The sequence below is a fragment of the Allobosea sp. 01N443 genome (assembly GCF_056399325.1).
On the sequence record NZ_JBFTRC010000060.1, the window covers coordinates 17,699 to 41,612 of the forward strand.

A 23,914-nucleotide genomic window follows, 5' to 3' on the forward strand; every position below is an offset into this window, starting at 1 on the left:
GTCAGGAGCGTGCAGATCCTGCAACTCTGAGTTTCCGGGGATCTCCTTCAGGTAGAATTTCGGGCTGCTTGAAGGTCACGCCGTTCGGCGTCGGGATCGGCGTCTGTGTCACCACATATTGCGGCTGGCCCTTGAAGTTCGGATCTCCGGGTGGAGGCGTCAGGAGCTGGAGCCGCAGCAGCATCCTCATGGGTGGCGTTATGGCAATGGGTCACATAGGCCCCGCCGAACTCCCCGAACCGCACCTGGAATTTCACCTTGCYCGAGGGCCGCAGGCGCCAGACATCCTTGCGTACAAGGCGCTCCGTTGCGGGAATGGCAGCTCCGCCGCGGTCGATGGTGACGCCTTCCTCGAAATGAAGGTGAATCGGGTGGTCCCAGCCGCCCCCGCCATTGACGAGGGTCCAGTGCTCCACCTCGCCCGGCTTGGGGACCAGGAGGGAGATGCGGTTGGCGTTGAGCGAGTGCGCTGCTTGGCCGTTGACTTTGATGGTCCAGGGAAAGGAATCGGCATTGCCGCAATCGGGGATGCATTGCCCGTCAGCAGTATTGCGAGAATCTCCACCCCCTGACCTGCCGAATTCAAGGGTCCGCTCACGCACTGGCGCGACGATCGGGATTTGACTGGTCAGGGTCTTGGCGCCGGACCGCCACTCGGGATCGGTGAAATTGACGCTGCGATCCTTGTCGAGCGGATTGCTGGCATTGTAGATCTTGCCGGGATTGTCGACGCTTTGCAGCGAATTCACGACCCGGAACTCAAGGAAGGGGCCGACACAAGGATCGTCACCGCCAGCCTTGAGTGCCCTGTCGATCGAGACGGCGCCGTCTGGCCGGCGCCCGTCGGTCTGCTGCAACAGGTTCACCAGATAGATGCTGTCGCCTGGCGCAAAGGCGGAAAAATCGACAACGATGTCGTAGCGCTCCGCAACGCCCTGCTCGTCCAGCTCGGTCAGGGCGATCGGACTGACAACCAGATTTCCGTCATTGGCGATGAAGTAGAACGGAACTTTGGTGGCTTGCGAGAAGCGAGCACTCTTGTTGACCCCGAGTGCCAGTTTGATGAAGCGCGCGACGGAGACGTTCAGGAGGCGGAAGCGGTAACGTCGCGGCAGCACCTCGAAATACGGATAATAGGTGCCGTTGACCAACAGGATGTCACCCAGGAAGCCATCGGTGTCGAAGATGTCGAACCGGGGCTGCCCATTGGCGTCGAAGGCCGGGTTCGAGATCGCGAGGTTGATGTCGAAATCGACATTGCCCCATTTGAGCTGCGAGCCGCTCGGCAGCCGCAGGTTGATGCCGTCATCGAGATCTTCGCGGCCTCGATCAGGGCCGCTGTAGATGTTGAAGACAGCGAACATGCCCTTGTAGACGTTCTGCGCCGTGAAGAAGAAGCGATGGTCGTGGAACCAGAGGCTGCCCTGGATCTCCCGGAAATCGCCCGGGACCTGAACCAGGCCGTTGCCATCGTCGGGTCCCGAGGCCTTGCGCGCAAAGTCGCGGTCGCTGGTCGGCCAGACGCTCGGCAAATCGCGCCGCGCCATGGCCATTGCCCAGTGATAGTCATAGAAAGTCCCGGGGAAATTGAACGCGTTGCAGGCACCGTCGCTCTCGGCGCCGTTATGCGAATTGTGAAGGTGAACCGAGCTTTCGTTGCGCCCGAATCCGCCATTGATGGCCCGGTCGACCGGCAGGTCGTTGTAGATTCGCGTGAGGATCGGTTCGCCGTAGCGGGCCTTGATCAGAACGGGCCTCGCCAACCCCGTGCGCAGGCCGGCGGCATTCCCCGTCTGCCCAGGCTGCCGGGGGCCGAAGGACCAGACGGAGTTCGCGTTCTGGTCCGGCAGCCCTTGGCCGAATTTGCTGCCCGGTCGGACCTGTCCGACCGACAGCAGATAGCCCACCTTCGGGTAAAGCTCCTCCCAGCGCTGATGCGCGAAGAACTCGCCGGGCGGCCGCCCCTCGAACGGCCCGACACCGGTCACCGGATTGCGGAAGACCGCACCGCCGGAATTGGTGAAGTCGGTGTGATAGGAAAAGCTCCTGGCGGCCAGTTCCGTACCGCCCCCACCCGTCTGCCAGGCCGCATCGCCATTCGGCAGGCGCAGCAGCGGGACCGGCCTCTGAAGCTCGGCCCGCGGCATCGGCGTCTGGAACTTGACTGCGCCGAAAGTCGGGCTGCGCGGCACGCTGTCGGCATAGGCGCTACCGACGAACCGGCCGAGCCCGTTCCTCGCGATCAGAAGCCCGCCGGTCGCGAAATATCCCCAGCGCAGCAGATCGCGTTTGGTGATCTGCCCCAAGGCGAGGGCTCTGACGATCTCGAGCCGGTTTTCCAGAGCGCGCTCAGCTTCCTTCAACAGGACGCCGGTGGTCTCGCGCGGAAGATACATGTCCGCCTCCCCGCATCTGGCCAATGGGTGCGAGCCGCCTCAACAATTATACCCATGAGGCCGGACTGCGGGGAGAGACCATGGTCGGACAAATCGACAAACCAAAGTCCGCGACCTTGGTCGCACTCAGCCGTACCATCGGCCGCTGGCGTTCTGAAAGACCGAGCTGCTGGTACGGGGCGTAACGGCAGGGGCAGGGCCATCGCTGGAACGGAAGGCGCCTGCCTGCGAAGGCTCATTGACATGCCGGTCGCTACGATGGTTTCTTCTCCAAAATTGGCCTGACCACATGGCCAAATTGACCTCGGTACTGCCGAGGCAGGGGATGGACCGGGGAGTGACACGTGCCGCTCGAAGCCGTCGAGTCGCCGCGCCTTTATCGTCAGATCGCCGATCAGCTGCGTCATCTCATTGACCGGCAGGAGTTTCCCGTTGGCGCACGCCTGCCACCTGAGCGGGAACTCGCGGAAAAGCTCGGCGTCTCTCGTCCTTCAGTGCGCGAGGCCTTGATCGCGCTCGAGGTCGAGGGGCGGGTGCGTATCCGCATGGGCTCCGGCGTCTACGTGATCGATCCGCCACGTCCGGTTCCCAGCGCCATCCTTGTCTCCGATGATGCGCCCGAGGGGCCTTTCGAGGTCCTGAAGGCCCGCGAGCTGGTGGAGAGCGCGATCTGCGCCGAGGCGGGAGGGCAGGCAACGGGCGAGGATCTCGCGCGCCTCGAGGAAATCCTGTGCGGAATGGAGGCTCCCGGATTGCCGAGCGACGAACTCGTCGCGCTCGACCGCGCCTTCCATGTCGCGATCGCCGGAATCCTGGGGAACTCCGTTCTGGCGCGCTTTGTTGGCACCTTGTTCGATCAGCGCATCAATCCGTATTTCCAGCAACTCGCGAGCTACTTCGAGAACGAGACATCCTGGCGCACCGCCGTCGCCGAGCACCGGGTTATCCGTGATGCGCTGGCCGCTGGATCGGGAGAGGCCGCCAGCACCGCGATGCGCCGGCACCTGCGCTGCTCGCAGGAGCGTTTTTCGCAGAGTTTCGGTGAAGGGGTTTCAAGCGGGMAGGAGAGCGTCAACTCCTGCCCGGCCAGCAAGAATTGACGCCAAGCAACGATCTTCGAGTCCATGGGAGGACACCTGATGAAGAGCTATCTGACACTGGCTGCAGCCTTTGCCGCCGGCCTCGTTCTTGCCGGGGCGCCGGCCCAGGCCCAGACCAAGCTGAAATGGGCGCATGTCTACGAGACATCCGAGCCGTTCCACACCGAGTCGGTCTGGGCTGCGGACGAGATCAAGAAGCGCACCAACGGCAAATACGAGATCACGGTCTACCCGGCCTCGCAACTCGGCAAGGAAACCGACATCAACCAGGGCCTGACGCTGGGCACCGTCGACATGATCATCTCGGGCTCGAGCTTCGCGGCCCGCGCCTATCCGCCGATCGGCGTGACCTATTATCCCTTCATCTTCCGCGGCCCGGACCACCTCCTCGCCTACGTGAAGAGCGACGTCTTCAAGGAGATGGCGAAGGGCTATCAGGAGAAGAGCGGGCACCAGATCCTGGCCGTCACCTATTACGGCACGCGCCACACCACCGCGAACAAGCCGATCAAGACCTGCGCGGACATGAAGGGGCTGAAGATCCGCGTGCCGGACGTGCCGGCCTATCTCGCCATGCCACGCGCCTGCGGCGCCAATACGACGCCGATCGCCYTCGCCGAGGTCTATCTCGCGCTCCAGAACGGTACGGTCGAGGCGCAGGAGAATCCGCTCAACACGATCGAGGCGAAGAAGTTCTACGAGGTGCAGAAGCACATCGTCCTGACCGGACATATCGTCGACCACCTCAACACGGTCGTCTCCAAGCAGCTCTGGGACAAGCTCTCGCCAGAAGACCGCAAGATCTTCACCGACGTCGCGCAGGAGGCTGCCGAGCGTGCGACCAAGAAGATCCAGTCCGACGAGGTCAAGCTCGTGCAGGTCTTCAAGGACAAGGGCCTGTCGGTCACCGAGATCGACAAGGCCGACTTCCTCGCTGCCGTACAGAAGAATGTCAGCTTCGAGCAGTTCGGCTACCGCAAGGCCGACTGGGAACGCATCCAGGCGATCAAGTGATCTGATCCGTCGCATCGGGCCGGTCTTTGACCGGCCCTTTTTTGTCCTCACGCCGAGCCGAGGCCGTCGATGTCGAGCGAGACCCCGCAGGAGATCCACATCCCCGTCACCAGCGAGGAAATCGCGCATGTCTTCGACGAGGCGCCACCGCCTGCCGATCTGAGCGGCTATGGCGTCGAGGACTGGGTGACGCTCGCCGCCTTCTGGCTGATGGTCGGTTGCGTCGTGCTGCAGTTCTTCACGCGCTATGTCCTGAACGATTCCTACGCCTGGACGGAAGAGATCGCGATCTACGCGCTGATCGTCGTCGTCTTCCTCGGCGCCTCGATGTGCGTGCGGGCCTCGCGCCACATCCAGGTCGATTTCATCTACCGCTACCTGTCGCCCGGCATGGGGCGGATCCTGTCGACGGGCGTCGATCTCTTGCGGATCGTCTTCTTCGGCTACGCCACCTGGCTCATGTACAAATATGCGTCGCTCATCCCCGATGAGATGATGACGACGATCCAGTTTCCGAAGTCGATCGTCTTCAATGCCGTCGTCATTGCCTTCGCTCTGATGACGCTGCGCTCGATCCAGGTCGCCTGGCAGAATGCACGACGCGGCTATTCCGTGCTGGAACGGCCTTCGGCCTTCGACGGCTCGGAGGCCTGAGGCATGCTCATCCTGCTCGGAACCTTCCTCRGCCTGATGATCCTCGGCGTGCCGGTGGCCATCTCCATGGCCGTCGCCTCTCTCGCCTTCATCGTCATTTCCGGCACTGTGCCCGATGTCATCATGGCGCAGCGGATGATCGCCGGCGTCGAGAGTTTCCCGCTGCTGGCGGTGCCGTTCTTCATCCTTGCCGGCAATCTGATGAACATCGCCGGCGTCACCGGTCGCATCTATGCCTTCGCGGTCGCGCTTGTCGGTTGGATGCGCGGCGGCCTAGCCCAGGTCAACATCATCGGCTCGGTGATCTTCTCGGGCATGTCGGGCACGGCGATCGCGGATGCCGCGGGCATCGGCACGATCGAGATCAAGGCCATGAAGGACCATGGCTATCCCATGGATGTTGCCGTCGGCGTGACGGCGGCCTCGGCGACGCTCGGGCCGATCATTCCGCCTTCACTGCCCTTCGTCATCTACGGCATGATGTCGAACACCTCGATCGGTGCACTTTTCCTTGGCGGTGTCATTCCCGGCGTGGTGATGACGCTGTTCATGATGGGCACGGTCGCCGTCTTCGCCCGCATGCGCGGCTGGGGCTCCGACGCCAAATTCTCGCTGCGCCAGATCGGCTCGGCCGGGATCGAGGTTCTGGTCGTGCTTGGCTTCCCGGTCCTGGCTTATCTGCTCGTCTGGGCAGGCCTGTCGGAGAATGTCGCGATCGGGCTCGCGCTCGTCGCCCTGCTGGCGCTCGACTACTATTTCGACTTCTCGGCGGTGATGGCACTGATGACGCCGGTCATCCTGATCGGCGGCATGACGCTGGGCTGGTTCACGCCGACGGAGGCCGCCGCTGCGGCGGTGATCTGGTCGCTCTTCCTCGGCCTTGTCCGCTATCGCTCGATGACGCTGCGCACACTCACCAAGGCGACCTTCGACACGATCGAGACGACCGCTTCCGTCCTCTTCATCGTCACAGCCGCCTCGATCTTCGCCTGGCTGCTGACGGTCTCGAGCACGGCGCAGATCCTGTCCGACCTGATCCTCGGGCTGACCCAGAACAAATGGGTCTTCCTGATCCTGGTCAATCTGCTGCTGCTCTTCATCGGCTGCTTCCTCGACACCATTGCGGCGATCACCATCGTGGTGCCGATCCTGCTGCCGATCGCCCTCAAGCTCGGCGTCGACCCGATCCATTTCGGGTTGATCATGACGCTGAACCTGATGATCGGCCTGCTGCATCCGCCGCTCGGCATGGTGCTCTTCGTGCTTTCGCGGGTGGCGAAACTCTCGGTCGAGCAGACCACCATGGCGATCCTGCCCTGGCTGGTGCCGCTCTTCCTGGCGCTCTTCGCCATCACCTTCATTCCCGAGTTGACGCTGTGGCTGCCGCGAACGATGGGGATGTTGCGGTAATATTCGGCGGCGGAGCCGAGCCTCCGCCGCCATGCACTGAAGTCAGGCCCCTGTTGCACTCCCAGGTTGAAGGTGTTGCACTGAAGGGGCTCCATTGCCATTTTTTTGGCGAAGGGGAGTTCGCTGACGGAGTGACGTCCTTGCGCGCGCTCATTGAATCGATGTTGTCTCGGCTGGTGGGGAAATCCCGGCTCGATGTTGTCTTCGCCGACGGATCCCAGCGCTCCGTCGGCGCCGGGAGAAGTCCTGGGCCGACGATGCGTATTCTCGACCGGCCGACCGAGTTGAAACTGGCGCTGAATCCAGAGCTTGCTCTTGGCGAGGCGGTGATGGACGGGCGTGTCGTCGTCGAGCGTGGCAGTCTCTACGACCTTCTCGACATTCTGATCGCCGGCGCATCGCGACAGGAACTGACCGCGTGGACGCGACCTCTCACGCAATTCCGCACGGCGATCAGGCGCATCACCCAGAACAACAATCTGGCTTGGGCGAGACGCAACGTCGCCCATCACTATGACCTCAGGACCGAGTTCTTCCGGCTCTTCCTCGACGAAGACCTGCAGTATTCCTGCGCCTACTTTCCGAGCCCGGACATTTCGCTCGTGGACGCACAGGCGGCCAAGAAGCACCACATCATCGCCAAGCTGGCGATCGAGCCGGGCCAGCGCGTCCTCGATATCGGGTCGGGCTGGGGCGGTCTGGGCTTGAGCATCGCGCGCGAGACCGGTGCCTCGGTGAAGGGCATCACCCTCTCGCGGGAGCACCTTTCCGTCGCGCAGGAGCGGGCTGCCGCCGAGGGGCTGCCGGTCGATTTCCAGTTCCAGGATTACCGCATGCTAGCGGAACCCTTCGACCGCATCGTCTCGGTCGGTATGTTCGAGCATGTCGGCGTGGGCTATTACCGTGCCTATTTTCGCAAGATTACGGAGCTGCTCACGGATAACGGTGCTGCGCTCATTCACACGATCGGTCGCACCACGCCCCCAGGTGCGACGAACCCTTTCATCGCCAAATACATCTTCCCCGGCGGCTACATTCCCGCCATGTCGGAAATCACGGCGGCAATCGAACGCGAGGGCCTGATCATCACTGATGTCGAGGTGCTGCGCCTTCACTATGCCGAGACGCTGAAGGCCTGGCGCGAGCGATTCCTCGCTCGGCGCAAGGAGGCGGTGGACATGTATGACGAGCGCTTCGCGCGGATGTGGGAGTTCTATCTGGCGGCTTCGGAAGCGAGTTTCCGCCACGATGGCCTTGTCGTCTTCCAGCTCCAGCTCGCTAAGCGGCTCGACACCTTGCCGATGACGCGCAGTTACATGGAGGCATGATCGGAGCGTCGGCCGCGCGTCAGATCTGCGGAGCGGCCGACAGCACGATCGCGAAGATCTCGCCGGAGTCGTGAGGATTCGTCAGGACGACGCCTTCGACCGATTCCAGCAGGGCACTGTCCCCGGTGGCTAGGATTTCCCGGTGCGGGGGCCGCGCTATCGTCCAGCCATCGGAGCGAGCGACCAGGACCACGAGTTCTCCCGTCTGGTCGAGCTGGAACGGGCCAGTGCCACTGAAGCGCGTTACCTTGTGCAGCCAGCGACCGCGGCGGGTCATCACGTTGAGGTCGTCGATCGGCCCGTCCACCAATTGCCCCTCGACCGGCCTGTCGGCCGCGAACGGATAGGGCTCGGTGGACCGCTCGAGGCGTTTGCTTTCGCCCTCGCCGAAGGCGAGGACGATTCCCCGGCCCGTCAGCACCGACAAGGTCCTGTCGATGCCGGGAAAAACGGAGAAGGGGCCGTCCGACCCGACATGGGCCATGGAGATCCGCCAGTCGAAGCCGTCCAACGAGGCGCCGGGCGGATGCGCTGCGATCTCCGTCGTGGTGCCGCCGCCGTTCTTCCACGGCATGGTGCGGCACGCGCTGGYGCGGATGATGCGCATGATCAGCCGAGAATGCCCGGCAGCTTCAGGCCCTTTGCCTTGGCGCAGTCGATCGCGATCTCGTAGCCGGCATCGGCATGACGCATCACGCCGGTCGCCGGGTCATTCCAAAGGACGCGCTCCAGCCGCTTTGCCGCCTCCGGGGTGCCGTCGGCGACGATGACGACGCCCGAATGCTGCGAATAGCCCATGCCGACGCCGCCACCATGGTGAAGCGAGACCCAGGTCGCGCCGCCGGCAGTGTTGAGCAGCGCGTTCAGCAGTGGCCAATCGGAGACGGCGTCCGAACCGTCCTTCATCGCTTCCGTCTCGCGGTTCGGCGAAGCGACCGAACCCGAATCGAGGTGGTCGCGGCCGATCACCACCGGCGCCTTGAGCTCGCCCTTGGCCACCATCTCGTTGAAGGCCAGGCCGAGCCGGTGCCGGTCGCCGAGGCCGACCCAGCAGATCCGTGCCGGCAGGCCCTGGAACTTGATGCGCTCGCGCGCCATGTCGAGCCAGTTATGCAGATGGTGATCGTCCGGCATCAGCTCCTTCACGCGCTGGTCCGTGCGATAGATGTCCTCCGGATCGCCTGAGAGCGCAGCCCAGCGGAACGGGCCCACGCCGCGGCAGAACAGCGGGCGAATATAGGCCGGAACGAAGCCGGGGAAATCGAAGGCGTTGTCGACACCCATATCCTTCGCCATCTGGCGGATATTATTGCCGTAATCGAGCGTCGGCACGCCCATCTGCTGGAAATCCAGCATGGCGCGGACATGCACGGCCATCGATTTCTTGGCGGCCTCGATCGTACCGGCAGGATCGCGCTCCTTGCGCTCTTCCCACTGCTCGAGCGTCCAGCCGGCCGGCAGATAGCCGTTCAGAGGGTCATGGGCCGAGGTCTGGTCGGTGACGACATCCGGGCGGATGCCGCGCCTGACCATGTCGGGGAAGACTTCCGCCGCATTGCCGAGCACACCGACCGAGACGGCCTTGCCGGCCGCATGGGCGCGCTTGATGATCTCCAGCGCCTCGTCGACACTGTCGGCCTTCTCGTCGAGATAGCCGGTGCGCAGCCGGAACTCGATGCTGGAGGGCTTGCACTCGATGGCGATCATCGAGGCCCCGGCCATCGTCGCGGCGAGCGGCTGGGCCCCACCCATGCCGCCGAGACCGCCGGTCAGGATCCACTTGCCCTTGAGGCTGCCGCCATAATGCTGGCGGCCGACCTCGACGAAGGTTTCGTAAGTGCCCTGAACGATGCCCTGCGTGCCGATATAGATCCAGGACCCCGCGGTCATCTGGCCGTACATCATCAGCCCCGCCTTATCGAGCTCGTGAAAATGCTCCCAGTTCGCGTAGGCCGGCACGAGGTTCGAATTGGCGATCAGCACGCGCGGTGCATCCGCATGGGTGCGGAACACGCCGACGGGCTTGCCGGACTGCACCAGCAGCGTTTCGTCGGCCTCGAGCGAGCGCAGCGCGCCGACGATCCGGTCGAAATCTTCCCAGGTCCGGGCAGCGCGGCCGATGCCGCCATAGACCACGAGCTCGCCCGGCTTCTCGGCGACGTCGGGGTCGAGATTGTTCATCAGCATGCGCAGCGGCGCTTCGGTCAGCCAGCTCTTGGCGGAGAGCTCGCTGCCCCTGGGGCTGCGGATGACGCGGCTATTGTCGATGCGGGTCATGAATGGCTCCGTTCAAACCGTGATCGGGACATGCGGAATGCGTTGTTTCCGCCCGATCAGGGTCAGGGTTTCAGCTTTCTGGCCGCTTCGAGCGCGGCTTCGATGATGGCGGAGAGGGCGGTTTGCAGTTGGGCGGCCCTAGGCGTGTCRAAGCGCCAGGGCGGCGTCTCCTCGGTGAGATAGCCGCTCAGCGAGATTTCCATCTGGATCGCGTGCACATCCCGCGCCGGCTGGCCGTAATGCCGGGTGATCCAGCCGCCCTTGAAGCGGCCATTGCTGACATGGCTGAAGCCCGAGCCGGCAAGCGCTGCATCGGCCGCGTGCTGGACCGAAGGTGCGCAGCTCGCACCGGAATTGGTGCCGAGATTGAGCAGCGGCAGCGTGCCCGGGAACAGGCGTGGAATGACCGACTTGATGGAGTGGCAGTCCCAGAGCAGACAGAAACCATGCGCGGCCTTGGCCCGTTCGATCTCGGCTGCGAGTGCGTCGTGATAGGGCTGGAAATAGGCGGCGCGACGGCGCGCGATCTCGGCCTCGTCGGGCGCCTTTGCCCAGATCGGCTCGCCGTCGAAGGTCGTGGTCGGCACGAGTTCCGTCGTCGCCTGTCCGGGGTAGAGCGATACGCCGGACGGATCGCGGTTGAGGTCGATGACATAGCGCGACAGCCCGGCCTCGACGATYGTCGGTGCGAAGCGCTCGGCAAACGCATAGAGCTGGCGCATATGCCAGTCGGTGTCGGGCACGGAACGACCCGTCTCGTTCAGCGCCACCTTCACCTCCTCCGGCAAGCCAGTGCCGGGATGCGGCATCGACAGGACCAGCGGACCGGCGCCTTGCGTGACGTTGACGATCTCGGAAGGGTTCATGCTCATCACGCCGAGAACTCCGCGAAGCTGTCGAGCCCGGCGGCATCGCTGATCGCGCCGCTGAGCACCAGCTCTGTCGCCGCCRCAAGGTCGGGGGCAAGGTAGCGGTCCGCGTCGAGCGGCGCGATACGCTGCCGGACCAGGGCCAGAACCGGCTCCAGCCGCGGGCTCGTCTTCATCGGGCGATGATGCTCGATCGCTTCCGCCGCGGCCATCAGCTCGACGCCGATGATGCTGGCCGTGTTCCGGGCCATGTCGAGCAGGCGATAGGCGCCATGCGTCGCCATCGAGACATGGTCTTCCTGATTGGCAGAGGTCGGGATCGTGTCGACCGAGGCGGGATAGGCCTTCTGCTTGTTCTCCGATGCCAGCGCGGCTGCCGTGACCTGCGCAATCATGAAGCCGGAGTTCAGCCCGGCATCGCGGGCCAGGAAGGGAGGCAGGCCGCTCATCACGGGGTCAACCAGCAGCGCCATGCGCCGCTCGGACAGGTTGCCGATCTCGCACAGCCCCATGGCGAGGATGTCGGCGGCGAAGGCGACGGGCTCCGCGTGGAAGTTGCCGCCCGAGACGATTTCGCCCGGCCCCAGCACCAGCGGGTTGTCGGTGACCGCGTTGGCCTCGATCGCAAGCGTTGCGGCGGCATTGGCGAGGAGGTCGCGCACGGCCCCCATCACCTGCGGCTGGCAGCGCAGGGAGTAAGGATCCTGGACCTTGGTATCGCCGAAGCGATGGCTGTCGCGGATTTCGCTCTTCGCGATCAGCGCGAGCAATGTTTGCGCGACCCGGATCTGGCCGGGCTGGCCGCGCAGCGCCTGGATGCGAGGGTCGAACGGCGTGTCGGAGCCCTTCAGCGCATCCACGGAGAGTGCGCCAGTGACCAGCGCCGCATCGAAGACGCGGGCGATGTCGCTGAGCGCCGTCAGCGCGATCGCGGTCGAGACCTGCGTGCCGTTGATCAGCGCAAGACCCTCCTTGGCCCCAAGTTCGAGCGGCTTCTGGCCGATCCGGGCCAGGGCATCCCCTGCGGGAAGCGTCTCGCCCTTCAGCCTGATCTCGCCGACGCCCATCAGCGCCGCGGTGAGATGGGCAAGCGGCGCAAGATCGCCGGACGCGCCGACCGAGCCCTTGGCGGGAACGACCGGAAGCGCCTCGGAGGCGAGCGCGCCGACCAGCGCCTCGACCACGACGGGGCGTACGCCGGAGGCCCCGCGCGCCAGGCTCGCGGCCTTCATGGCGAGGATCAGGCGCACGATCCGGTCCGGCAGGGCAGGGCCAGTGCCGACGGCATGGGAGAGGATCAGGTTGCGCTGCAGGGTTGCCAGGTCGGCATCGGCGATGCGCACGCTGGCGAGCTTGCCGAAGCCGGTATTGACGCCATAGGTCACGGTTCCGGCGGCGACGATATCGTCGACGATCGCTTGGGCGGAGGCGATCGCTGCCCCGCTTGCGCCATCCAGCTTGGCTGCGGTGCCGTCAATCACGGCGCGCCATTGCTTCAGGGCGGCCTCGCCCGGCTTCAGGGAGAATGTTGCGGTCATTGGCCGTTCCAGATGCGGGAGTGAAGCGGGTTGAAGCCGATGCGGTAGGCGAGTTCGGCGGGGCGCTCGATCTCCCAGATGGCGAGGTCGCAGCGCTTGCCGGCCTCGAGCGTGCCGATCTCGTCCTGCAGGCCGAGCGCCTTGGCGGCATGGCGCGTCAGCCCGGCCAGCGCCTCTTCGGGTGTCAGCCGGAAGAGCGTGCAGGCCATGTTGAGGACCAGCAGCGGCGAGGTCAGCGGCGAGGATCCGGGATTGGCGTCGGTCGCGAGCGCAATTGCAACGCCATGCTTGCGGAGCAGGTCGATCGGCGGCTTCTGCGTCTCGCGCAGGAAGTAGAAGGCGCCCGGCAGGATGACGGCGACCGTTCCGGACCGGGCCATGGCGATCACGCCCGCCTCGTCGAGATATTCGAGATGGTCGGCCGAGAGTGCGCCATGTTCGGCCGCGAGTGCGGCGCCGCCGAGATTGGAAAGCTGTTCGGCATGGATCTTGACCGGCAGCCCCTTGGCCCTGGCTGCGGTAAATACCCTGGCCGTTTCCTCGGGCGAGAAGGCAATGCCCTCGCAGAACACGTCGACTGCGTCGGCAAGATCCTGCGCGGTCACGGCGTCGAGCATCGGCCCGGTGATCTGGTCGACATAGTCGCCGGAGCGGCCGGTGAACTCCGGCGGAACGGCATGGGCGGCAAGGAAAGTGGTGCGGACGGTGACAGGCCGTTCGCGACCGAGCTGCCGTGCGACCGCAAGCTGCTTCAGCTCGGCCTGCTGTTCGAGCCCGTAGCCCGACTTGATTTCGACGGTCGTGACGCCTTCAGCGATCAAGGCGCCCAGGCGCCGGTCGGCGCTGGCGAAGAGCTCGGCCTCGCTGGCAGCGCGCGTGGCCTTGACGGTGGAGAGGATGCCGCCGCCGGCGCGTGCGATTTCCTCATAGCTCGCGCCCTGCAGCCTGAGCTCGAACTCATGTGCCCGATCTCCGCCATAGACGAGATGGGTATGGCAATCGATCAGGCCCGGTGTGATCCAGCGTCCGCCGCAGTCGACGGTTTCGCGCGCGTCCAGGGTTGGTGCCTCGCTGCGCGGGCCGGCAAAGACGATGCGGCCGTCGCGGGCCGCTACGACCCCGTCTTCGACTGCGCCATAGGGCTGGCCGGCGCCGGGCGCCATGGTCGCGAGGCGGGCATTCACCCAGATCCTGTCGCAGTGGGAAGGTTCCGCGGCCATCCGCATCCTCTCGACTTCGTTTGCGATCCGACTATGCTAGACAATTGCATATGCAATTAGCAAGTGTCATTTGCATATGCAAATCGAGCGAGGAGCCAGCGTGACACAATACCCGACCCTGCATCTCGCCCAGGCACTCTTGCCGGAGGGCTTTGCCGACAACGTGACGCTCACGATCGCGGAGGGGACAATCACCTCCATGAGCGTGGGAGAGGTTGCTCCGGCCGGTGCCCTGCACCTGGCCGGGCTGACGCTGCCTGGCATGCCGAACCTCCACAGCCATCTGTTCCAGCGCGGCATGGCGGGCCTGTCTGAGCGGCGGGGCGCCACGGCGGATTCGTTCTGGACCTGGCGCGAGGTGATGTATCGCTTCCTCGACCGGCTTGATCCCGACGACGTCCAGGCGATCGCGGCGCAGGCAATGGTCGAAATGCTGGAGGGCGGCTTCACCGCGCTCGCCGAGTTCCACTATCTGCACCATGACAAGGACGGCCAGCCGCATGCCGATATCGCGGCGATGGCGCTGGCGGTTGCGGCAGCAGCCGAGGAAACCGGCATCGGCCTGACCCTGCTGCCGGTGCTCTATCGTTTCGGCAATTTCGGCGGCGCGGCCCCGAGCCATGGCCAGCGTCGCTTCATCAATAATCGCGACAGTTTTGCCCGGCTCATGGAGGCGAGCGCTGTCGCGATCGGCGCTCTGCCGGATTCGCGGCTCGGCGTCGCGCCGCATTCGCTGCGCGCCGTCTCGCCTGAGGATCTGCAGTGGCTGCTTGGCCTGGCGCCTGATGGACCGATCCACATCCATGTCGCCGAACAGATGCGCGAGATCGAGGACAGCCTGAAGATCACTGGGCGTCGCCCGGTCGAGTTCCTGACGGACAGCATTGCGTTGGACAGGCGCTGGTGCCTGATCCACGCCACCCATCTGACGGATGCGGAGCGCGACACCATCGCGCGCAGCGGCGCTGTCGCGGGACTGTGCCCGATCACCGAGTCTAGCCTGGGCGATGGCATCTTCGATGGCGTGCGCTACGTGGCCGCTGGCGGGGCCTTCGGTGTCGGCAGCGATTCCAACATCCAGATCGATGCCGGCGCCGAGCTGCGCCAACTCGAATACTCCCAGCGCCTGCGCGATCGCGGGCGTGCCTTGCTGGCGGATGCCGACGCCTCCACGGGACATGCACTCTGGGCAAAGGCCTGTGTCGGCGGCGCGCAGGCCTGCGGCCGTGCCATTGGAAGCCTTGCGGTCGGCCAGCGCGCCGATCTCGTCTCGCTCGATCCCGATCATCCTGCCTTGGTCGGAAAGCGTGGCGAGGCGGTGCTCGACAGCGCGATTTTCGCTGCCAACGCCTTACCCTTGCGCGATGTCCTGGTTGGCGGGCGGCAGGTTGTCAGCGAAGGTCGCCATGTCGCACGCGCCGCTGTCGCGAGCCGATTCGCCGCGACGATGCGTCGGCTGCTTGCCTGAGTCCTTGAAGGGTCGTCATGTCGGATAACGGGATCGAGGCTGTAAAGCTGGATGGCACGGGCCCGGTCTATGACCAGATCCGCCGTGCCATCCGGGATCTCGTCCTGAATGGGGCCTGGCCTCCGGGAACGGCGGTGCCGCCGGAGCACGCTCTGATGGAGCGGCTCGGCGCGTCGCGCATGACGGTACATCGCGCCTTGGTGCAGCTGGCGCGCGAAGGGTTGATCACGCGGCGCCGGCGGTCCGGCACCATCGTGGCGAACCCGCCGGCAAGCCATGCCATGCTCGACATCCTGTCGATACCCGACGAGGTAAGGCAGCTCGGGCAGGACTATTCCTTCGAGATTCTGTCGCGGCGGGACGCACGGCCTTCGCCTGAAGTCGCTGCGCGCTTCGAACTGAAGCGCTCGGAACAGGTGGCCCATCTCGTGACCCTGCATCGCAGCGGCGGGCAGCCGCATGTGCTGGAGGAGCGGGTGATTCATCTCGCGACCGTGCCCGCAGCCGCGGCCGAACGATTCGAGACGACGCCTCCCGGCGACTGGTTGCTGCAACACAGTCTCTGGTCGCAGGCCGAGCACGCGATCAGCGCGGTGGCGGCGGGCGAACGGGAGTCGGGGTTGCTGGAGATCGAGCAGGGCGAGCCATGCCTGCTCGTCGAGCGCCGCACCTGGAATCAGAACCAGCCGGTGACGGCCGTTCGCCTGCTCTATCCTGGCGGGCGCCACCGCTTCATTGGTCGCTTCGGCCCATACGGTGCGGTCTGAGCGGCGCATGAAAAAGGCCCGCGAATGCGGGCCTTTCCATCTTCAGCTGCTGAACGGTTCAGCAGGCATAGCGAACGCGGCGACCCCATTCGTCGCGACCGTAGCAGACACGGTCAGGTGTAGTGGCCGAGCCGATGATGGCGCCGCCAGCACCGCCGATTGCAGCGCCCGCGAGCGCGCCACCAGCGCGGCCGGTGGCGAGGCCACCAATCAGTGCACCCGTGCCAGCGCCGATCAGGGCGCCCGTTCCGGTATTCTGCTCGCGCTGCGTGCAGGCACCGAGCGAGGCCGCGACCGCGACGAGGATGAGAAGCTTCTTCATTGTCTTGACTCCCAGGATGCAATCGACAGGCCTAATGCACAGTCCGAACCGCTCCATTCGATATGGAAACGCACCCGAAAGGATCGAGACACGATCCGTAACGGGCGACGCAACCAACATCGCGCGACATAGCAACCATGACAAAGGATTAATGTTCCATTTATGGCTTCGCCATGTGGAGCGGAGATACCCAGGGTTGTCTTCCACAGGGAGTGGAGTGGTTCGGCTTTTGCCCGGAACCTTCCGGATTCCCCGGCGTTGATCCGGCAGACTGCGGTGCGAGCCACCGCGTAGCCGTTCAATGGAGGCTCCAATGACCGCAACTGCCACCACGGGGAACCCGCTCATTGCCGGTGCACGTGTCGCCGGAACCAGCGTCTACAATGCGTCGGGCGATCATCTCGGCGAGATCTATGACGTGATGCTCGACAAGCAGACCGGCAAGGTCGCCTACGCCATCATGTCCTTCGGCGGCTTTCTCGGCTTGGGTGAAAAATACCATCCCATCCCCTGGAGTGTGCTCGACTACGACACCAATCGCGGTGGCTATGTCGTGCCTCTTACCAAGGAGAAGCTCGAGGCGGCGCCGATGTATGACAGCGAAGGCGAGCCCGACTGGGACGACAGAAATTACGGCAAGCGCGTGCATGATTACTACGGCACGATGCCCTACTGGATGATGTAGGCACCGCCGGCTGCAGGTCGCGGCGGTTGCTATCCCCCCAGCCGAACCGTCGTGACGGCGGGATGCGGGCCGAAAGGCCCGCATCTTCCGTTTGGAGGCCCGACTCCTTCCCTTTTTCGGGAACCAATTCGCTGATCGCGCGTCATCCTGACAGCGCCTTTCCGTCATCGCCGGCACGTGTGGGACTGCCCGCCGGCCTGTTGAGACGGCCCAGTTCCTGCCAGGAGCCCCTCATGCAGATCCGTTACGGCTATCGCATCGAACTCGTCTCTCAGCAGGAATTGCCGCTGTTGACGATGCTCGATGTGCATCCTTCCCGTCAGCACGATGTCATCCGCCAAGACGATATGACCGCGGTCTCCCTGGTCGATCCACGTCGCCATGTTCCAGTCGAGCGCTATCGCGACCCGTTCGGCAATATCTGCCGCCGGCTTGTCGCCCCAGCGGGCGGGATCCGGCTGAGTTCAGCGGGACTTCTCCATGATTCCGGCGAGCCCGATCCTTTCAATCCGGCGGCGCGGCAAGCGCAACCGTCCGAGCTGACCGACGAGGTGCTGATCTATCTGCTCGGCAGCCGGTACTGCGAAACCGACAAGCTCGGGGATCGCGCCTGGCAGCTCTTCGGCCAGATCCCTCCGGGCTGGCAGCGTGTCCAGGCCGTCGTCGATTTCGTCCATAATCACCTGACCTTCGGCTATGCCTATGCGCGCAACACGCGCACTGCGGCGGAGGCCTTCGAGGAACGGATCGGCGTCTGCCGCGACTTCGCCCACCTTGCCGTGACCCTCTGCCGCTGCCTCAATATCCCGGCCCGCTATTGCAACGGCTATCTCGGCGATATCGGCGTGCCGAAGGACCCGGCCCCAATGGATTTCAACGCCTGGTTCGAGGTCTTTCTCAGTGGTCGCTGGTACACCTTCGATGCGCGTCACAATGCCCGCCGCATCGGCCGGATCGTGATCGCCCGGGGGCGTGACGCGACCGACGTCGCGATGCTCAATTCCTTCGGAGCCCATTCGCTTCAGCATTTCGAAGTCACGACCGAAGAGGTCGAAGACGCGGCAACTGCCATGATTGTGACGAAAGACCGTGTTGAGTGGCGCGCGGAGCGGGCCGCTGCATTGTGAAATGCCTTGGCCTGGGCTCCGGCATGGATGGGATGATATCAGGGCGTCATGCGCCATATCGTGATCGTCAATGCGCGGGCGGGAACCGTGCTGGCCGCAGGGCCCGAGGCCTTCGCGGCCAGGATCGAGGCCGCGTTCCATGCTCATGATTGCAAGGCGGAGGTCCGGCTCGTGCCGCCGCGCGAGTTGCATCATGCGCTTTCGACGGCGATCGCCGATGCTGCGGCAACCCCCGTCATTGCCGGTGGCGACGGCACGATCAACGGCGTGCTGCCGGTCCTGCTGCAGGCCGGACGGCCAGTAGGGGTTCTCCCGCTCGGGACGGTGAATATCCTTGGGCGGGATCTCGGCCTCATCGGGACGCTGGAGGGCCAGATCGAGGCGCTCTGCACGGGCGTGCCGGTGACGATGGACATCGGCCGCGTCAACGACCGGCTGTTCCACTCGATCTCGGGAATGGGCTTCTTCAGCCTGATGGCGCGCGAGCGTGAATATGCGCGCAGGCGCTTCCCCTTCAGCCGCGCGGTCGCCTTTGCGGTCGCTGCGACGCGCTCCATCCTGTTCACCCGGGCGATCACCGTGGACATCCGGATCGGCCAGGAGCGCCGCCAGGTCGAGGCCGATGCCGTTCTTGTCACCATCAATAGTTTCGATGGGCCCGAATGGCGTCGCAGCAAGCTCGATGGCGGCGTCTTCGAGGTTCATATCCTCAATGCGGGCGGCCTTCTCTCTCGCACCAAGGCAGCGCTGTCGGTCGCATCCGGGCACTGGCGCTCGTCCCAGAACCTGACCTCCTATACCGGTGACGAAGTCACGCTGACGCGTCGCGACAAGAAGCGCGGTCACATCACCTTTGACGGCGAGGTCGAGCGCAAGGCCGGCGAGCTCCGCTATCGCCTCCTGCCAAAGGCGGTGCGCATCATCGCTTGCCGGGTGCCCCCGGGTCGGGCGCACGGCTAGAGACACGTTCCTCCGGTCGATTGCCATCATTCAGGATTTCGATGCCGCTTCATCCCCGCATTCTTGTCCCTCTGGCGGCCGCCTTCGCCTTTCTCAGCCTGGCGCTGTTCATCATGTCCGGCCGCACCTTCGCCTTCGATACCGGCCTCATCCTGCTGTTCCGGCAAGCTGGGGATCCGGCCACGCCGATCGGGCCGCAATGGTTGCCCGAGATGATGCGGGACATCAGCGGGCTCGGCAGTTTCGTCGGGCTTGGTTTCATGACCCTCGCCGCGACGCTCGCTCTCTGGCTTGCCGGCTATCGACGCCTTGCCGTCGCACTCGTCGTCAATGTCGTGCTGGCAACGCTGGTCAGCACGCTTCTGAAGATCGGGATCGGCCGGGCGCGCCCCGATGTCGTCGAGCCGAGTGCAATCGTCTTCACTGCGAGCTTTCCGAGCGGTCATGCCTTTCTATCGGCGGTTGTTCTGCTCGGCATCGCCGGTTTGATCGGACTGGCGTCCCGGCATCGGGATATCACACGGCTCAGCATCGGGCTGGCCTGGGTCCTGATGCTGCTGATTGGCGTGAGCCGGATCTATCTGGGCGTCCATTGGCCAAGCGACGTGCTGGCCGGCTGGTGCCTCGGCATCGCGTGGTCGAGTCTTTCGCTCGCCCTTGCCGGACAGGGCATGGCAAGGGCGGAGCCCGCCAGTGCTCGCACCCCTTCCGCCGGCTGATCCGCCGGTTCAGCGCATATCGATCGTGGTGTTGACGCCGAGATCCGGCGCCCGCCCGAGGATCTTGGCCGTGGCAAGCTTGAAGGCGATCACGACGGCACTCGATGGACCGTCCCAGATCTCGGCCGAGACCGGCGTCAGGGCCAGCAAGGTCACATCCGGATCGTCGGGGCCGTTCGGGAACCAGGCTCCAACCAACGGGCTCCAGATTCTCCTGAGCAGGTGGTTGTCATCAAGCCGTTCGGCTCGGCATTCGATCGTCGCATAGAAATTGTGGTTCTCGTCGCTCAGGGCGATCGAGGCGGTTTGCGAGGCATCGAGCTCTTCGACCGGCCCGGTATGGCTGTGCGTGACGAACAGGATGCGGTGTTCTTCACGATCGACATGCCCCGACATGGGCCGGGTCCTGATCCGACCGCGGACGATGGTCGACACCATGCAGATCGTGTGATCGGTGAGGGCGGTCCAAATTCGTTGCTGGAGCGGTGTCTCGACCATTGTCGCCTCTCCTTCCATGCACGCCGCCGTCCTCGTCATTGGGGGAACGCGCCTTTGAGGCGTCCGTTCCTCAGTGCCGGGGCTCCGGGAACTCTTCACGCCTTTCAGCCGCAAGGCAATGCCGATCACGGAATGATGAGGTGGAACCGCAGGCGCTCGCGAAACGTTGACCGGCTGCCGCCCCGTCGCTGTGTCTGGACCACAGGATCGCTGATGTTCACCTCCCGCAATACGCTTCTGCTGCTCGTCGCCATTCTGGTCGCTGGCCTCGCCGTGACCGGCTATGCCCTCTACGAGGAGAAGAAGCAGCCGGATGGTGTCCAGATCTCGGTCGGAAAGAACGGGCTGTCGATCAAGGAGAAGTGAGCCCTCCCCCGCCGCGATCGGGCTGCCCGGCCCTCTCGCCCCGGCCCCCTCGCACCGGCCTCGGCGCGTCGATCGTCTCGACAGAAACTCTCTGCATACTGTATGCGGATTGACGCGCCGGTGAGCCATGACYGGGACGAATGGCGTTCGCCTGACAAAGGCGTTAACACCGGCTCCGAGAATTCTTCCGACTGGTCGAGAGGCTGCGATGACTGAGATTTTCAAGAACCTGATCGCCGGTGAACGGGTGGGCGGCTCGAACGCCTCGCGCAACATCAACCCCTCCAACACCAATGACGTTGTCGGCGAATATGCCCAGGGTTCGGTCGAGGACCTGAACAACGCCGTCGCGGCTGCCAAGGCTGCGTTTCCGGCCTGGAGCCGCACGACCCCGCAGGAGCGCTACGAGATCCTGAAGAAGGCGTCCGACGAGATCCTCGCTCGCAAGGAGGAGCTTGGCCGCCTGCTTTCGCGGGAAGAGGGCAAGACGCTGCCGGAAGGCATTGGCGAGGCGACCCGTGCCGGCCAGATCTTCGCTTTCTTCGCCGGCGAATGCCTGCGCCTTGCCGGTGAGGCGATCCCTTCCATTCGCCCGGGCGTCGGCGTCGAGGTCACGCGCGAGCCGGTCGGCATCATCGGCATGATCACGCCCTGGAACTTCCCGATCGCAATCCCGGGCTGGAAGATCGCCCCTGCGCTCGCCTATGGAAACTGCGTCGTGATCAAGCCGGCCGATCTCGTTCCGGGCTCGGCCTGGGCGCTGGTCGACATCATCCAGCGCGCCGGCCTGCCCAAGGGCGTGCTGAACCTCGTCATGGGGCGCGGTTCGGTGGTCGGGCAGGCGCTGCTCGAGCACAAGGATGTGCATGCGATCAGCTTCACCGGCTCGGTCTCGACCGGCCGCAAGGTTGCGGCGGCCTGCATCGCCTCCAACCCGATGAAGAAGGTTCAGCTCGAGATGGGCGGCAAGAACCCGCTCGTGGTGCTGGACGATGCCGATCTCACGCTCGCGGTCGAGACCGCGGTCAACGGCGCCTTCTTCTCGACCGGCCAGCGTTGCACGGCTTCCTCGCGCTTGATCGTCACCGAAGGCATCCATGATCGCTTCGTCGAGGCTGCGATCGAGCGCATGAAGGGCCTCGTCGTCGACGATGCCCTGAAGGCCGGCACCCATATCGGCCCGGTCGTCGATCAGAGCCAGCTCGACCAGGACCTGAAATACGTCGCCATCGCCAAGGACGAGGGTGCCAAGCTCGCCTGGGGCGGCGAAGTGCTTAAGCGCGAGAGCCCCGGCTTCTACATGCAGCCGGCTCTGTTCACCGAGGCGAGCAATGCCATGCGCATCTCCCGTGAAGAGGTTTTTGGTCCGGTTGCGAGCGTGATCCGCGCCAAGAACTATGATGAGGCGCTGGCAATCGCCAATGACACCGAGTTCGGCCTTGCCGCCGGCATCTGCACGACCTCGCTGAAGCACGCGACGCATTTCAAGCGCAACAGTGAGGCCGGCATGGTGATGGTCAACCTGCCGACCGCCGGCGTCGACTATCACGTGCCGTTCGGCGGACGTAAGGGCTCGAGCTACGGCCCGCGCGAGCAGGGCGCCTATGCCCGGGAATTCTACACCACGGTGAAGACGGCCTACACGCTCGCCTGATCGCCCTTGATGTCCGACAGAAGGGCCGCGCCGGCAAGGCGCGGCCCTTCTTCGTTTCAGAAACCTTCCAGCACGATCTTGCCCTTGGCGCGATGGCTCTCGATCAGGGTATGCGCCCGCTTCAGATTGGCGGCGTTGATCGTCCCGAAACTCTCGCTCAGCGTGGTCCGGACCTTGCCGGCATCGACAAGCCGCGAGACTTCCGCCAGCAGATCGCCCTGTGCCTGCATGTCCGCCGTCTGGTACAGTGAGCGCGCGAACATCATCTCCCAGTGCAGCGACAGGCTCTTGCTCTTGAGCGGCATGGCATCGAGTGCCTTTGGATCGTCGATCAGTGCGATCCGCCCCTGCGGTGCGATCAGTTCGAGGATCGCCGGCATATGCGTGTCGGTATGGGTCGTCGAGAAGACCAGCCCCGGCGCGCCGATCCCCAGTGCCGTGACCTGCGCGGCGAGCGGTTGTGTATGGTCGACGACGTGATGGGCCCCGAGTTCCAGCGCCCAGGCCTGCGTCTCCGCGCGCGAGGCGGTGGCGATCACCGTCAGATCGGTCAGCTGACGCGCGAGCTGGATCGCAATCGAGCCGACACCGCCGGCTCCGCCGATGATCAGGATCGCCTTGGCCGCGCCGGGCACCGGATCCTTGACCTTGAGCCGGTCGAACAGGGTCTCCCAGGCGGTGATCGCGGTCAGCGGCAGCGCAGCGGCCTCGGCGAAGCCGAGTGTGGTGGGCTTGGGCCCGACGATGCGCTCATCGACGAGATGGAACTCGGCATTGCTGCCGGGGCGATCGATCGCCCCGGCATAGAACACCGCATCGCCCGGTTTGAAGCCCGTCACCTCGGGCCCCACCGCCTTGACGATGCCGGCAGCGTCCCAGCCGAGGACCTTGGTATCGCCAGGCTTCGGCTCACTGCGCATACGCACCTTGGTGTCGACCGGGTTCACCGAGACGGCTTTCACCGCAACGAGAAGGTCTCGTCCGGTTGCCACAGGTTCGGGCAGATCGAGATCGAGCAAGGCCTCGGCCGATGAAATGGCGAGGGATTTACGATAGCCGATGGCGCGCATGGCGGGCTCCTTGATTGCGGGAGCTCTGAGATGAGAGATACACTCGTTCATCGCAAGAACGCACAATTTTCGCATATAGTATCGAAAAGGATACCGTCATGCGCCGGGCGCGCCACAAGACCCTGAACTGCCTGCCGGGCTGTCCGGTCGAGAGTACGCTCGCCCTGATCGACGGCAAGTGGAAGGGCATCATCCTCTATTTCCTGATGGAMGGGACGATGCGCTTCAACGCGATCCGCAAGCGCATGCCGCAGGTGACCCAGCGCATGCTCACCAATCAGCTGCGCGAGCTGGAGGCCGATGGCCTGATCATTCGCGTCGTCTATCCCGAAGTGCCGCCTCGGGTGGAGGCTGTGTGAAAAGAGCCGAGTCGGCTAGGATTCCTGGAGGTGATGCTCCGGGAGCTTAGATGAAGCGCTTCGTTGAGAGTGAAGACCGTCGGCAGGGTGTCCTGCTTCCCGAGTATCTTGAC

The 23,914-nt window shown here is 64.6% G+C and carries 22 protein-coding genes and 1 pseudogene; 14 read left to right on the forward strand and 9 right to left on the reverse strand.

Features of this window, described 5'->3' with window-relative positions:
- Nucleotides 1-47: 47 nt before the first annotated feature.
- Complete coding sequence (locus tag AC1DRP_RS16490) at nt 48-2,396, reverse strand: multicopper oxidase family protein (RefSeq protein WP_476769006.1); 2,349 nt, start codon at nt 2,394-2,396, stop codon at nt 48-50.
- Nucleotides 2,397-2,740: 344 nt separating this feature from the next.
- On the opposite strand from AC1DRP_RS16490, the gene AC1DRP_RS16495 reads away from it, so the two are divergent.
- From AC1DRP_RS16495 to AC1DRP_RS16515, 5 genes are all read left to right on the forward strand, one after another.
- The gene (locus tag AC1DRP_RS16495) at nt 2,741-3,496 is read left to right on the forward strand and encodes a FadR/GntR family transcriptional regulator (protein WP_476769007.1); all 756 of its coding nucleotides are present in this window, start codon (nt 2,741-2,743) and stop codon (nt 3,494-3,496) included.
- 39 nt (nt 3,497-3,535) lie between these two features.
- The gene (locus AC1DRP_RS16500) at nt 3,536-4,510 is read left to right on the forward strand and encodes a sialic acid TRAP transporter substrate-binding protein SiaP (RefSeq protein ID WP_476769008.1); all 975 of its coding nucleotides are present in this window, start codon (nt 3,536-3,538) and stop codon (nt 4,508-4,510) included.
- Between the two features lie 69 nt (nt 4,511-4,579).
- Nucleotides 4,580-5,164, forward strand: a complete 585-nt coding sequence (locus tag AC1DRP_RS16505; RefSeq protein ID WP_441490058.1) for a TRAP transporter small permease — start codon at nt 4,580-4,582, stop codon at nt 5,162-5,164.
- Nucleotides 5,165-5,167: 3 nt separating this feature from the next.
- The gene (locus AC1DRP_RS16510; RefSeq protein ID WP_476769009.1) at nt 5,168-6,574 is read left to right on the forward strand and encodes a TRAP transporter large permease; all 1,407 of its coding nucleotides are present in this window, start codon (nt 5,168-5,170) and stop codon (nt 6,572-6,574) included.
- A gap of 257 nt (nt 6,575-6,831) precedes the next feature.
- Complete coding sequence (locus AC1DRP_RS16515; protein WP_476769010.1) at nt 6,832-7,902, forward strand: class I SAM-dependent methyltransferase; 1,071 nt, start codon at nt 6,832-6,834, stop codon at nt 7,900-7,902.
- Nucleotides 7,903-7,921: 19 nt separating this feature from the next.
- On the opposite strand, the gene AC1DRP_RS16520 is transcribed toward AC1DRP_RS16515, so the two are convergent.
- From AC1DRP_RS16520 to hutI, 5 genes are all read right to left on the reverse strand, one after another.
- Nucleotides 7,922-8,509, reverse strand: a complete 588-nt coding sequence (locus AC1DRP_RS16520) for a HutD/Ves family protein (protein ID WP_476769011.1) — start codon at nt 8,507-8,509, stop codon at nt 7,922-7,924.
- 2 nt (nt 8,510-8,511) lie between these two features.
- Nucleotides 8,512-10,179, reverse strand: a complete 1,668-nt coding sequence (gene hutU, locus AC1DRP_RS16525) for a urocanate hydratase (RefSeq protein ID WP_441490054.1) — start codon at nt 10,177-10,179, stop codon at nt 8,512-8,514.
- Nucleotides 10,180-10,241: 62 nt separating this feature from the next.
- Nucleotides 10,242-11,051, reverse strand: a complete 810-nt coding sequence (hutG, locus tag AC1DRP_RS16530; protein ID WP_441490053.1) for an N-formylglutamate deformylase — start codon at nt 11,049-11,051, stop codon at nt 10,242-10,244.
- A complete protein-coding gene (hutH, locus tag AC1DRP_RS16535) occupies nt 11,051-12,586 on the reverse strand; it encodes a histidine ammonia-lyase (protein ID WP_476769012.1) in 1,536 nt (511 codons plus the stop codon). The genes hutG and hutH overlap by 1 nt, the downstream gene beginning before the upstream one ends.
- On the reverse strand, nt 12,583-13,806 hold the full coding sequence (gene hutI / locus AC1DRP_RS16540) for an imidazolonepropionase (protein ID WP_441490051.1): 1,224 nt from the start codon (nt 13,804-13,806) through the stop codon (nt 12,583-12,585). The genes hutH and hutI overlap by 4 nt, the downstream gene beginning before the upstream one ends.
- A 100-nt stretch (nt 13,807-13,906) precedes the next feature.
- Here hutI and AC1DRP_RS16545 point away from each other — a divergent pair, with 100 nt between their 5' ends.
- Both AC1DRP_RS16545 and AC1DRP_RS16550 read left to right on the forward strand, forming a co-directional pair.
- Nucleotides 13,907-15,274 (forward strand): formimidoylglutamate deiminase, encoded by a 1,368-nt coding sequence (locus AC1DRP_RS16545; protein ID WP_441506090.1) that lies wholly within the window; start codon nt 13,907-13,909, stop codon nt 15,272-15,274.
- Nucleotides 15,275-15,291: 17 nt separating this feature from the next.
- On the forward strand, nt 15,292-16,041 hold the full coding sequence (locus tag AC1DRP_RS16550) for a UTRA domain-containing protein (protein ID WP_441490049.1): 750 nt from the start codon (nt 15,292-15,294) through the stop codon (nt 16,039-16,041).
- Nucleotides 16,042-16,099: 58 nt separating this feature from the next.
- Here the strand turns inward: AC1DRP_RS16550 and AC1DRP_RS16555 are convergent, their stop codons facing one another.
- Nucleotides 16,100-16,363 (reverse strand): glycine zipper domain-containing protein, encoded by a 264-nt coding sequence (locus AC1DRP_RS16555; protein WP_069877583.1) that lies wholly within the window; start codon nt 16,361-16,363, stop codon nt 16,100-16,102.
- 313 nt (nt 16,364-16,676) lie between these two features.
- Between AC1DRP_RS16555 and AC1DRP_RS16560 the strand changes: the two genes are divergently transcribed.
- From AC1DRP_RS16560 to AC1DRP_RS16575, 4 genes are all read left to right on the forward strand, one after another.
- Complete coding sequence (locus AC1DRP_RS16560) at nt 16,677-17,048, forward strand: PRC-barrel domain-containing protein (RefSeq protein ID WP_441479701.1); 372 nt, start codon at nt 16,677-16,679, stop codon at nt 17,046-17,048.
- A 233-nt stretch (nt 17,049-17,281) separates the two neighbouring features.
- Nucleotides 17,282-18,175 (forward strand): transglutaminase-like domain-containing protein, encoded by an 894-nt coding sequence (locus AC1DRP_RS16565; protein WP_476769013.1) that lies wholly within the window; start codon nt 17,282-17,284, stop codon nt 18,173-18,175.
- Between the two features lie 48 nt (nt 18,176-18,223).
- Complete coding sequence (locus AC1DRP_RS16570; RefSeq protein ID WP_441506091.1) at nt 18,224-19,135, forward strand: diacylglycerol/lipid kinase family protein; 912 nt, start codon at nt 18,224-18,226, stop codon at nt 19,133-19,135.
- Nucleotides 19,136-19,176: 41 nt separating this feature from the next.
- Entirely contained in the window at nt 19,177-19,854 is a 678-nt protein-coding gene (locus AC1DRP_RS16575; RefSeq protein ID WP_441506092.1) for a phosphatase PAP2 family protein, read from the forward strand.
- Between the two features lie 9 nt (nt 19,855-19,863).
- On the opposite strand, the gene AC1DRP_RS16580 is transcribed toward AC1DRP_RS16575, so the two are convergent.
- A complete protein-coding gene (locus AC1DRP_RS16580) occupies nt 19,864-20,352 on the reverse strand; it encodes a pyridoxamine 5'-phosphate oxidase family protein (RefSeq protein WP_441490045.1) in 489 nt (162 codons plus the stop codon).
- Nucleotides 20,353-20,565: 213 nt separating this feature from the next.
- Between AC1DRP_RS16580 and AC1DRP_RS16585 the strand changes: the two genes are divergently transcribed.
- The gene (locus AC1DRP_RS16585) at nt 20,566-20,718 is read left to right on the forward strand and encodes a hypothetical protein (protein ID WP_441490044.1); all 153 of its coding nucleotides are present in this window, start codon (nt 20,566-20,568) and stop codon (nt 20,716-20,718) included.
- A gap of 208 nt (nt 20,719-20,926) precedes the next feature.
- Nucleotides 20,927-22,372: an aldehyde dehydrogenase family protein gene (locus AC1DRP_RS16590; protein WP_441506093.1), complete on the forward strand. Its 1,446-nt coding sequence runs from the start codon at nt 20,927-20,929 to the stop codon at nt 22,370-22,372.
- A gap of 56 nt (nt 22,373-22,428) precedes the next feature.
- Here the strand turns inward: AC1DRP_RS16590 and AC1DRP_RS16595 are convergent, their stop codons facing one another.
- A complete protein-coding gene (locus tag AC1DRP_RS16595; protein WP_441493517.1) occupies nt 22,429-23,442 on the reverse strand; it encodes a zinc-binding alcohol dehydrogenase family protein in 1,014 nt (337 codons plus the stop codon).
- A 98-nt stretch (nt 23,443-23,540) separates the two neighbouring features.
- Here AC1DRP_RS16595 and AC1DRP_RS16600 point away from each other — a divergent pair.
- A pseudogene (locus AC1DRP_RS16600) lies at nt 23,541-23,792 on the forward strand (winged helix-turn-helix transcriptional regulator); the annotation flags it as partial.
- Nucleotides 23,793-23,914 lie beyond the last annotated feature (122 nt).